A 10,625-nucleotide genomic window follows, 5' to 3' on the forward strand; every position below is an offset into this window, starting at 1 on the left:
CTCCGTGCGGCGGCGCTACTTGCGGCGATCGCGGCGTGAGCTCGGGGTGGGAGATTCGGCGGCGGGCTGGTCGCGGGAGGTGAAGCGGCCCAGGAGTGAAACGCCGGGGAGTTTGTCCAGGCGGGCGAAGACTTCCTCACCGAGGGCGGTGACGGCCTCCAGGCGGGTGAGCACCTTGTCGTACGCGACGAAGGCGGGCTCGGCCAGTGCGAGGGTGCGATCGAGACGGTCGATGGTGGAGTTGAGTCGCTCCACGGCGGTGGTGAGGTTCTGGATGAGGTCGGGCAGCTGGGCCGCCAGCTGGATGGAGGCGGGCGGCAGGCGGACGGCGGTGTCGAAGGCGGTGCTCGCCGTGAACTGGGCGGAGTCCAACGCCTGACCGGCGGCGTTCTGGGCGGCTTCGACGGCGGCCTGCGCGGCGGCGAGGATATCGCTCGGGCTGGGCACGCGGGGCGGCTGCGGTTTCCCGCGCGCCGGCTCGGGTTTGCGGCTCGGCCCCTTCGGGTTGGTCATGCTTCCACTGTGCCGCAGACCGGCCAGTATGCAACTTCCGCACCGACTCGGACCCGTATCGATTCGCCACTCGAACCCGCCGATGCGGCCCGTCCGCGCATCTCGGCCGCCCACCGGCGCGGCTCCGGCGGAAACGTGCCGGCGGACGGCGGGACATTTCCGCCGGGCAACCGAATTCCCTCCCGCTCACCTGGGTGGCCGCCCTCGCGTGGTTGCGCCGGAGCATCCCCCGGACCGGGGCCGGATGCTCGCGGAATGCTGGTTGTCGGAGGTGCGTGGTATAGGTCGAGCACAATGAAACTCACCAAGGGTGGCCATGCGCCGGTTCCGACATCGCTTCTGACGGTTGTCCTTTCGTGGCAGTCCGATCACGAGGTGGATGCGCACGCCTTGCTGCTGGGCGCGGACGGGAGAGTCCGGTCGGATCGGGACTTCGTGTTCTTCAATGCGCCCCGGCACGTTTCGCAGGCGGTGACCTTGGATCCGGAGCCCGCGCCCGGGACCGCGCGGCTGTCGGTGTCACTGCCGCGCACCGAGGCGGAGGTGGCGCGGATCGCGCTGACCGGGTCGGTGGACGCGGGGGCGTTCGGCGACGTGCCGGGTCTGGTGCTGACGGTGTTCGATCATCACCGGCCGGTGGCGTGGTTCGAGATCGCCGCCGCGGAAGCGGTGCGGGCCATGCTGTTCGGGGAGTTCTACCGGCGGGACGGGCAGTGGCGGTTCCGGGCGGTCGGACAGGGCTGGGCGAGCGGGCTGGCCGGGATCGTGACGGAATTCGGCGTGCGGGTGGACGATCCGGGTCCGGACTCCGGCCCGGCCGGACCCGCCGAACCGCGACGCGGGTCCGCCCTCGCACGTCCGGGCCGGGACGTCCCGCCGCCGCTCGCGCCGCCGGTGCGGCCGGAACTCGCGGACTGGCACCCGGATCCGGAGCAGCCGGGGCGATTGCGCTGGTGGGACGGGTCGGAGTGGACCAGCGCGAACCGGCCGGTCCCGCCCGCCGATACCCGGCACTGCCCGCGTTGCGGTGCGCCCCGGCGCTGGCGGCTGTTCGGCGGCCCCGCGCTGTGCCGGGACTGCGCGACGGAAATCGAGACCTACCTGGCGGGCTGGCGCGGGCGCGCCGAACGCGTACTGCGGACCGTCGGTGCGCGCGGGGACGATTGGGCCGGACTCTGGACGGCCCTGCGGTATCAGCGCATCGACCGCACCGCCGGGCTGGAGGCGCTGCGCGCGGCCGGGCACGACCATGTCGAGCGCCGCGTGGCCTTCGCGCTCGCGGACGGCGCGATCGAGCAGGCGGAACTGGACGGCTTCGAGGAGACGGTCGCGGAACTGGCGCTCACCGGGCCGCTGATCGAGGATCTGCGCCGGCGAATGTCGCGCGGGCGCATGCTGACTCGCCTGCGCGCGGGCGAACTCCCGGTGCTGCCCACCCCCGGCCTGCATCTGGATCCGGGCGAGCAGGTGCACCTGAACGTGCCCGCCATCCACATCCGCCAGCTGGCGCGCGGACCGAAACTCACCGAGGGCCGCCTGATCTGCAGCAATAAGAAACTGCGCTTCACCGGCGCCGACACCGGCACCGAAATGCCCTGGGCGCGTGTGGTTTCGGTGGTCTCCGAGGGCGGCAAGGTGGGGGTCGCGGCCACTTCCGCGCGCGGCGGGGCGGTCTTCGAAGTGGCCGACCCCGACCACGTGGCCGCCACCTTGGAGGGCGCGCTGCGGGTGGCCAAACGGCTCGCCCTGAGTCCGGGCCGCCGCGACACCCGCTCCATCTCCCAGGAGATCAAGGCCCAGGTCTGGCAGCGCGACGGCGGCAAATGCGTGGAGTGCGGCGAGAGCCACTACCTGGAGTTCGATCACATCATCCCGATCAGCCGCGGCGGCGCGACCAGCGCCGCGAACCTGCAGATCCTCTGCCGCGCCTGCAATCGCGTGAAGGGGGCGCGCATCTGACCGCCGCTACCGGCAATCGATGACGCGCCGCCCCGGGTGTAGTCGATGACACAGCATGCGATGAATCATGTTGAGCATCAATGCTTGCGGTTCTACCGTCCAGAAAAGCGCATCGGGAAAGGGGCTCGGCATGCAGGTGGCGGTAGTGGGCGGAACGGGAACACTGGGCAGGCCGGTGGTGCGCGAACTTGCCGCGCGCGGGCACACCGTGCGCGTGCTCTCCCGCAGCACGCCCGCCGATCCGGTGGCCGGAACCACCCATCACGCGGTGGATCTGGTCACGGGTAACGGGCTCGACGACGCCCTGGAAGGCGTCTACGCCGTGGTGAACGCCGCCAGCCATCGCGGCCTGCGCAGCGGGAAGGTACTGGTTTCGGGGGTCCGCACCCTGCTGGCGGCGGAGCAGCGGGCCCGCGTCGGCCATCACGTGGACATCTCCATCGTGGGCTGCGAGCGGGTGCCGTTCTCCTATTACCGCACCAAGACCGCGCAGGAGAACGTGGTCACGCAGGGCCCGATTCCGTGGACCCTGTTGCGCGCCACCCAATTCCACGAACTGCTGGACGAGATCCTGGCGGCCGCGGCCAAGGCGCGGCTGGAACCCCGTGGCGGACTGCGCTTCCAGCCGGTCGACGTGAACGCGGTGGCGGGCAAGCTGGCCGCCGCCGTCGAGGCGGGCCCGTCCGGCCGGGTGCCCGATGTGGGCGGCCCGGCCGTGCACACCCTCACCGAGCTGGCGCGGGCCCGCCGCGCGGTGGTCGGCGAATCGCTGCTGGCGCTGCCGATTCCACCGATCGGCCGGGTGGCCCGACGGTTGCGCGACGCTGCGCTGTGCCTCGGCGACGATGGCGAGGCAGTGTCGTTCGACTACCCGGAGTGGCTGCGGCGGCGGTATGTCCGGCCGGGCAGCTGACCTGTATCCAGCTTGGCCCGGCCGGGCGCGCACAGGTATCCGGAATCACCCCGAGAATCCCCGGATTCCGGTGGTCAGCGCATCAGACTCAGGACCGAGGGTTCGGCGCAGAAGTGTTCGCGCGCCTGCTCCAGGGTGAGCCCGGAACCGCTCAGCCCGCCGGAATCGGTGACGTCGCACCGGGATCCGGTGACGTGACCGCCCGAGCTGGACAGCGTGACCATGGCTTGGACGACGGGGTGCAGGGTGTCGCCGGCGAAGGTCAGGAAGTCCACGTAGTAGGTGCTGGCGCTGCCGCGGCCCCAGACGGTCAGATACCCCGATTCCGAGCGGTCGATGCCGACCCCGGCGACTTCCCCGGCGCGCTGGAAGACCCGCGTGTCACCGGAGGCGTGATAGATGGCCGACCGGGTGTTGGCGGTGGCCAGGTACACCGGCACGATCAGCTCGTCGCGCTGGTCGCCGTCCAGATCGCGCAGGATGGGCTGCGACGGTGACCGCGCATCACGCTCCACGATGGTCTGCAGGTGCGCGCCCTCGGAATCGAGCACCGTGATGGTCGCCGAATAGCCCTGCTCCTTGCTGCCCGTGTACCGCACCTCGAAGGCCAGGCCGAGGCTGTCGCGGGAGGTCAGCACGCACGAGGGCGGCGGTTCCGCGGCGCCGGGCGTGCCGCATTCGGGCAGTTCCGAGGCGGGCGCGCCGCCGGGCGGCGCGGTGGTCGGGGTGGCGGTCCCGGGCGGCGCGACGGTCTCACCGATTTCGGTGGGCGCCGCGCTGCCGTGCCGGGCGCAGGCCGAAATGGCCAGTGCCGCTATGACGGCCACACCGCAGACCGCGAGGTTCCTCCCCATACCAGCGACGTTAGCAGCGCAACGGCGACCTGCCCGAAACATCCGATGCGCGGGTACCGGCCATCATGTGCATACCTGCGCACATATTGTCTTATAGTGGTGGCGTGATCGACGTCTTGCGCCGGCGCCGCTTCCGGCGGCTGTTCACCGCCCAGGTGGTCGCCCTGATCGGCACCGGCCTGCTCACCGTGGCCCTGGGGCTGCTCGCCTACGACCTCGCCGGGGCCGATGCGGGCGTGGTGCTGGGCACCGCGCTCGCCATCAAGATGGTGGCGTATGTGGCGGTGGCGCCGGTGATCTCGGCACTGACCGAGCGGGTGCCGCGCCGGGCACTGCTGGTGGCGGCGGACGCGGTGCGCGCCGCAATCGCGCTGCTGCTGCCGTTCGTCGGCGCGACCTGGCAAATCTATGTGCTGATCGCGGTATTGCAGGCGGCGTCGGCGACGTTCACCCCGGCCTTCCAGTCGATCATTCCGGCGATCCTGGTGGACGAGGAGCAGTACACGCGCGGGCTGTCGCTGTCGCGGCTGGCCTACGACCTCGAATCACTGCTCAGCCCCGTCCTGGCGGCGGCCCTGCTCAGCGTCATCAGCTATCACGCGCTGTTCGCCGGTACCGCAATGGGTTTCATGGTCTCGGCCGCACTGGTCGTCACCACCCGGCTACCACGGATCGACCCGCCGGAACGCACCGCACCGCTGTGGCAACGCATCACCCTCGGAGCGCGGTTCATGGCCGGGCAACCTGTCCTGCGCGGCCTGCTGGCCATGAATCTCGTTGTGGCGGCCGCGACTTCGCTGGTGATCGTGAATACCGTGGTGTACGTGCGCGAGCAGCTCGATGGCTCCAACACGGGTGTGGCGCTGGCGCTCGCCTGTTATGGACTGGGGTCGATGGCCGTCGCGCTGGCAGCGCCACGCTTGCTCGCCGTATCGGCCTCGGACCGAGCCGAGGTACCACAGGCGCGCGCTCCGCTCGCCGTGCCGAACGCTCTCCGGTACGTGGTTCGACGTTCGCGGACAGCGGGAGACGACCGGGCTGGATCGATGCCGTCGCGCCGGTTCGCGGCGCGGCCGTGGACGGACCGCCGCTTCATGCTGACGGGCTGCCGCGCATTGCCTTTCGGCCTGCTGGCGGCCGCGGCGATCCCTTTGCTGCCGTCGACGGCGGGCGCGCTGGCGCTGGCGGTGACCTGGATGCTGCTGGGGGCGGGCACCTCCACCATCAACACCCCGGCCGCGCGATTGCTGCGGGCGCACACCGGCACCCGTACGCGCACTGCCGTTTTCACCGCCCAGTTCTCGCTGTCGCACGCGTGTTTCCTGGTCACCTACCCGATCGCCGGGGTGCTCGGCGCGGCGGCGGGGCTGCCGATCACCGCGATCACGCTGGCGGTCATCGCTACACTGGCGGGTACGACGGCCGCGCGCTGGTGGCCGGCCACCGGAGCCTCCGTCCCGGCGGATTCCGAGGTGGTAGCGGCAGGAAGGTGACCCATGGTGAGCAAGGGCAATGCCGAGGCGTTGCACGCGCCCAGCCTCACCCATCCCGCGCAGCCGGATCAGGCCCGGCTGGACGCGGCCACCGAAACCTTCCGCATGCTGTCCGATCCCACCCGGTTGCACATTCTCTGGACGCTCACCGAGGGCGAAGCCGACGTGAGCGCGCTCACCGAAGCCTGCGGGGCCTCGCGCACCGCGGTCAGCCAGCACCTGGCCAAACTGCGCTTCACCGGCTTGGTCGATACCCGGCGGGACGGGCGGCGGATCATCTACAGCATTCGCGACGGGCATCTCGCGCGCCTCGTTCGCGAGGGCCTCAATCACGCGGACCACGTCGTCACCGGCGAACCGCGGCACGGCTAGACCTGCCGATCACCCCTCCTGGTCAGTGGGACCAACTCTCGCGACCGCACGCATGCGCCTTGACGATATGCCTATTCGAAATATCGCTAGACGAATGTTGAGAGGTCACGCATGAGCACCGGGCAGGACAGTCCCCACGATGTGATCATCATTGGTGCCGGTTTCGCCGGGCTCTACGGCGTCCATCACGCGGCGCGCGCCGGCCTGGACGTGCTCGGCCTGGAGGCGGGCACGGAGGTGGGCGGCACCTGGTACTGGAACAAGTACCCGGGCGCGCGCTGCGATGTGGAGAGCGTGGACTACTCGTACTCGTTCGACGAGGACCTGCAGCAGAGCTGGACCTGGACCGAGCGGTTCGCCGCGCAGCCGGAGATCCTGGCCTACCTGAACCATGTGGCCGACCGGTTCGACCTGCGGGCGCGCTACCGCTTCGGGCAGACCGTCACCGCGGCGCATTTCGACGATGCCGCCTCGATCTGGACGCTGCGCACCGAGCAGGGCGGCGAATACCGTTCCCGCTTCGTGGTTTTCGCCACCGGCTGCCTGTCCGCGCCGATCAAGCCGAACCTGCCGGGCGTGGACAGCTTCGCCGGCGAGGAGATCTTCACCGCGCGCTGGCCCGAGCAGGGCGTGTCGGTGGCCGGTAAGCGGGTCGGCGTGATCGGCACCGGGTCCTCCGGCATCCAGGTGTCCCCGATCCTGGCCCGGGAAGCGTTGTCGCTCACCGTGTTCCAGCGCTCCCCCAACTTCAGCGTGCCGATCCCGAACCGGCCGTGGACCGATGCCGAGCAGGGCGAGATCCGCGCCACCTACCGGCAGCGGCGCGAGAAGTCCTACTACGCCCCGGCCGCCACCCCGCACGCCTCCCTGCAGACCAAGGCCCTGGAGTTGAGCGCCGCGGAGCGCGAGGCGGCCATGGAGGACCGCTGGAATCAGGGCGGGGTGCTGTTCAACAAGGTGTTCCCGGATCAGAACAGCGATATCACCGCCAATGAGCTGGTGCGCGACTTCGCGGTCGCCAAGATTCGCGCCAAGGTCGAGGACCAGGCGGTCGCGGACGATCTGATTCCGACCGATCACCCCATCGGCACCAAGCGCATCTGCACCGATTCCGGGTACTACGAGATGTTCAACCGGCCCAATGTGTCGCTGGTGAACCTGCGCCGGGAGCCCATCGCCGAGGTGACGCCGACCGGGGTGCGCACCGCGGACAAGTTCATCGAACTCGACACCCTGGTCTACGCAACGGGATTCGACGCCATGACGGGGGCGCTGCTGCGCATCGACATCCGGGGCGCGCACGACACCCGGCTGGCCGACACCTGGGCCGACGGGCCGGTCACCTACCTGGGCTTCGGCATTCCGGGCTTCCCGAACATGTTCAGCATCAACAGCGTCGGGACCCCGTCGGTAATGGCGAACATGGCGTTGCACTCCGAGCAGCAGCTCGATTGGGTGCTCGCGCTCGTCCAGCACTGCCGCGCCAATGGGATTCGCCAGGTGGCGGCGCGGGCGGATGCGGCGGAGAAGTGGACCGATCACCTCATGGAGGTCGCCGAGGGCACGCTGTTCGTCAAGGCGAACTCCTGGTACATGGGCGCCAACGTCGAGGGCAAGAAGCGCGTATTCATGCCCTACATCGGCGGATTCGGCAACTACCGGCGCTTCTGCGACGAGGAGCGCGAAAACGGTTACCCGAGTTTCGAACTCATCTAGGAGTTCACAACTCTCGTGGGCTCTCAGGGGCGTTGCCCCTGAAACCCCTTGGGCCGGGGGCGCTCCCGTTTCGACCCGGGCTCGGCAGTAGCCGCCCGCGCCGTCATGGCCCCGGCGGGCGGTGCGGCCGCTCAGGAGTGACGGCCCGGGTCGGCAACCCCGCCGGCCCGGGCCGTTCCGTACCCGCCTGGATCAGGCGGGTAGGCCCAGGCCGGCCGCCAGGACCGGCCAGGACTTCTTCAGGTCGTCTTCCCAGTAGCCCCAGGAGTGGGTGCCGGTGGGTTCGAAGTCGAAGGTGGCGGGGATGCCGAGCTGGCCGAGTTTGGCGGCGAGGTTGTGGGTGCAGTAGTTGGTGGCGGCTTCCAGGCCGCCGCCGACCACCATCTGGTTGGCCAGGCCGGGCGCGCCGGGCAGGGTGTGCGGGCCGTTGAGGGTGTCCCACTGGCCCGGCAGGCCGGAACCGCTGGAGATGAACAGGTTCAGGCCGCGCAGCTGGTCGGCGTGCACGTAGGGATCGTTCTCGGCCCACATGGGATCGCCTTCGGGGCCGTACATATTGTCGACGTCGCCGCCGCCGGCCGCGACCACGGTGCGCACGAAGTTGTAGCCGACCGGATCGCTGATCTGCGCGCAGCCGCTGTAGGCCGCCACCGACTTGTACAGTCCGGGCGCGGCGATCGGCAGCTGCAGCACCGAGGTGCCCGCCATCGACAAACCGGCAATGGCATTGAGCCCGTTGCTGTTCAGCGCCTTGTCCATGAGCGGCGGCAGTTCCTCGGTGAGGAAGGTCTTCCATTTGTTCACGCCGAGCGTGGGATCCTCGGCGCGCCAATCGGTGTAGTAGCTCCACGCCCCGCCCACCGGCTGCACCACATTGACGTTCTTGTCGGACAGGAACTTCAGCGCGTCGGTCTGCTTCTGCCAGGTGGCCGAATCGGTGCCGCCGCCCGCGCCATTGAGCAGATACAGGATCGGGGTGGGCCGCGAGGTGTCGGCGGCGCGCTGCACATCGATCTCGATGTTCTTGTTCATGGCGGCCGAGAAGACATACAGCTTCAGGGTGCGATCGTCGATCGTCTTGGTGGACTGCAGGTAGGAACCGTCAGCCGAGGTACCCGCCGAATTCAGCGCGGGCGCGGCCGACGCGGTACCGGCCGCGATCGGTAGCAGGACGGTAGCGGTAAGCGCCAGCACCGCGCTGCCCCAGATCTTCTTCGAACGCACGCCGGATCTCCTTAGGCAGTTTGAATCATTCAGCAATAGTCAACGGTTCACCCTGCCCAATCGCTCTGAGCGTTTGCTGGCCCGAAGCTGAGCCTGCACTGAGAGAGCGTGCTTGACCCTTGTCAGCGCATTCCCCGGGACTGTCAGCGCACTGTCGGTGGTCTGTCGGCGCGTCCCGGCACCGTCACAGCCATGACGAACAACGAACTGACCGCCCTGATCGAGACCACCGCCGCCGAGTTCGGCATCCCCGGCATCGCCGTCGGCATCCTGCACGGCGGCCGCGAGGCATTCGCCGCGTACGGCGTCACCAGCGTCGCGCATCCGCTGCCGGTTGACGAGCACACCGTGTTCGCGCTCGGATCGATCAGCAAGCCGGTGACCGCGACCGCGCTCATGCGCCTGGTCGCCGACGGCCGGGTCGAACTGGACGCGCCGGTGCGCCGTTACGTTCCGGAGCTGGCGCTGCGCGACGGGCGGGAGATCACGGTATTGCAGCTGCTCAACCACACCGCCGGACTGGATTGGAGCATCATCAACGACACCGGCGAGGGTGACGACGGCCTGGCCGCCTTCGTGGATTCGCTGTCCGAACTGCCGCTCATCGCGGAGCCGGGAGCGCGGTCCTCCTACAGTCAGGCCGGGTACAACCTGCTCGGCCGGGTGATCGAGAAGGTGACCGGGCAGACCTTCGAACAGGCCATTGCCGAGCTGGTGTTGCGGCCGGTCGGCATGACCGAGAGCTGCTACTCCCGCGACGACATCATGACCCGGCGATTCGCGGTCGGGCACGAACGCGGCCCGGACGGCGAGCTGTCGGTGGCGCGGATCTGGAAGGGCACCCGCGCCAACAATCCCGGCGGCGGGCTGGCGTCCACCGTGGCGGACCAATTGCGCTGGGCGCGTTTCCAACTCGGCGACGGCCGCAATGCCGCGGGCGAAACCGTGCTGCCCGCCGCGCAATTGCTGGCCATGCGGGAACCCACCGTGGAACTGCGCGCCAGCCTGCTCGGCGATGCCCTCGGCCTGTGCTGGTTCCTGCGCGAGATCGACGGGGTGCGGACCTTCGGGCACGGCGGGTCGGGGTACGGGCAGTTCGGTGAGCTGCTGCTGGTGCCCGAGCACGATTTCGCGATCATCGTGCTGTCCAATGCCAGCCCGGACAGTGTGCGCGCCAATCAGACCATCGTGCGGTGGGCGTTGGAACGGTACTTGGGCGTGATCGACGCCGATCCGGAGCCGGTGGCGTATGACGCGACGGCGGCAGCCGAGCTGGTCGGGCTCTACGAGATCGATTCGATGACCATGCACATCACCGGCGATGGTTCGGCGCTGTCCATGGACTGCAAGATCCGGCCGGAGATCCGTGCCGCTTCCGAAGTCGATCTGCCGCAGGACCATCCGGCGTTCGAGTTCGCGCTCCTGCCCGGGGACGGTGACGAGTATGTGGTCACCAAGGGGTCGTTCAAGGGCCAGCGCGGGTTCTTCAGCCGCGATGCCGCCGGTGTAGTCACCGGTGTGGATCTTGCCGGTCGCCTCTTCACCCGCACTCGATGAACCCGGTCCCGCAAGGGAATCCGC

The 10,625-nt window shown here is 69.5% G+C and carries 9 protein-coding genes; 6 read left to right on the top strand and 3 right to left on the bottom strand.

From position 1 onward, the window contains the following. Positions 1-15: 15 nt before the first annotated feature. A complete protein-coding gene (locus tag NY1_RS27370) occupies positions 16-513 on the bottom strand; it encodes a hypothetical protein (protein WP_084535383.1) in 498 nt (165 codons plus the stop codon). A 294-nt stretch (positions 514-807) separates the two neighbouring features. Here NY1_RS27370 and NY1_RS27375 point away from each other — a divergent pair, with 294 nt between their 5' ends. After that, the gene (locus tag NY1_RS27375) at positions 808-2,472 is read left to right on the top strand and encodes a TerD family protein (RefSeq protein WP_067719356.1); all 1,665 of its coding nucleotides are present in this window, start codon (positions 808-810) and stop codon (positions 2,470-2,472) included. A gap of 130 nt (positions 2,473-2,602) precedes the next feature. After that, positions 2,603-3,385 carry an SDR family oxidoreductase gene (locus tag NY1_RS27380; protein ID WP_067719359.1) on the top strand — a complete coding sequence of 261 codons (783 nt, stop codon included), beginning with the start codon at positions 2,603-2,605 and terminating at the stop codon, positions 3,383-3,385. A gap of 74 nt (positions 3,386-3,459) precedes the next feature. Here NY1_RS27380 and NY1_RS27385 read toward each other — a convergent pair whose 3' ends face one another. Further along, entirely contained in the window at positions 3,460-4,239 is a 780-nt protein-coding gene (locus NY1_RS27385; RefSeq protein WP_157762500.1) for a hypothetical protein, read from the bottom strand. A 104-nt stretch (positions 4,240-4,343) separates the two neighbouring features. Between NY1_RS27385 and NY1_RS44770 the strand changes: the two genes are divergently transcribed. From NY1_RS44770 to NY1_RS27400, 3 genes are all read left to right on the top strand, one after another. Next, the gene (locus tag NY1_RS44770; RefSeq protein ID WP_084535385.1) at positions 4,344-5,732 is read left to right on the top strand and encodes an MFS transporter; all 1,389 of its coding nucleotides are present in this window, start codon (positions 4,344-4,346) and stop codon (positions 5,730-5,732) included. A gap of 30 nt (positions 5,733-5,762) precedes the next feature. Beyond that, on the top strand, positions 5,763-6,104 hold the full coding sequence (locus tag NY1_RS27395) for an ArsR/SmtB family transcription factor (RefSeq protein WP_439956045.1): 342 nt from the start codon (positions 5,763-5,765) through the stop codon (positions 6,102-6,104). Positions 6,105-6,215: 111 nt separating this feature from the next. Beyond that, positions 6,216-7,820: a flavin-containing monooxygenase gene (locus NY1_RS27400; protein WP_067719369.1), complete on the top strand. Its 1,605-nt coding sequence runs from the start codon at positions 6,216-6,218 to the stop codon at positions 7,818-7,820. A 192-nt stretch (positions 7,821-8,012) separates the two neighbouring features. Here the strand turns inward: NY1_RS27400 and NY1_RS27405 are convergent, their stop codons facing one another. After that, positions 8,013-9,044 (bottom strand): alpha/beta hydrolase, encoded by a 1,032-nt coding sequence (locus NY1_RS27405; RefSeq protein ID WP_233434506.1) that lies wholly within the window; start codon positions 9,042-9,044, stop codon positions 8,013-8,015. 192 nt (positions 9,045-9,236) lie between these two features. Between NY1_RS27405 and NY1_RS27410 the strand changes: the two genes are divergently transcribed. Continuing rightward, positions 9,237-10,601 (top strand): serine hydrolase domain-containing protein, encoded by a 1,365-nt coding sequence (locus NY1_RS27410; protein WP_067719371.1) that lies wholly within the window; start codon positions 9,237-9,239, stop codon positions 10,599-10,601. The last annotated feature ends 24 nt before the right edge of the window (positions 10,602-10,625 follow it).

This window comes from Nocardia yamanashiensis NBRC 100130 (genome assembly GCF_001613325.1).
Lineage (GTDB): Bacteria > Actinomycetota > Actinomycetes > Mycobacteriales > Mycobacteriaceae > Nocardia > Nocardia yamanashiensis.

What these genes read in the sequence shown, in the direction of transcription:
- NY1_RS27375 (WP_067719356.1), top strand. Translation starts at nt 808, where the DNA reads ATGAAACTCACCAAGGGTGGCCATGCGCCGGTTCCGACATCGCTTCTG.
- NY1_RS27410 (WP_067719371.1), top strand. Translation starts at nt 9,237, where the DNA reads ATGACGAACAACGAACTGACCGCCCTGATCGAGACCACCGCCGCCGAG.
- NY1_RS27385 (WP_157762500.1), bottom strand. Translation starts at nt 4,239, where the DNA reads ATGGGGAGGAACCTCGCGGTCTGCGGTGTGGCCGTCATAGCGGCACTG.
- NY1_RS27370 (WP_084535383.1), bottom strand. Translation starts at nt 513, where the DNA reads ATGACCAACCCGAAGGGGCCGAGCCGCAAACCCGAGCCGGCGCGCGGG.
- NY1_RS27380 (WP_067719359.1), top strand. Translation starts at nt 2,603, where the DNA reads ATGCAGGTGGCGGTAGTGGGCGGAACGGGAACACTGGGCAGGCCGGTG.
- NY1_RS27400 (WP_067719369.1), top strand. Translation starts at nt 6,216, where the DNA reads ATGAGCACCGGGCAGGACAGTCCCCACGATGTGATCATCATTGGTGCC.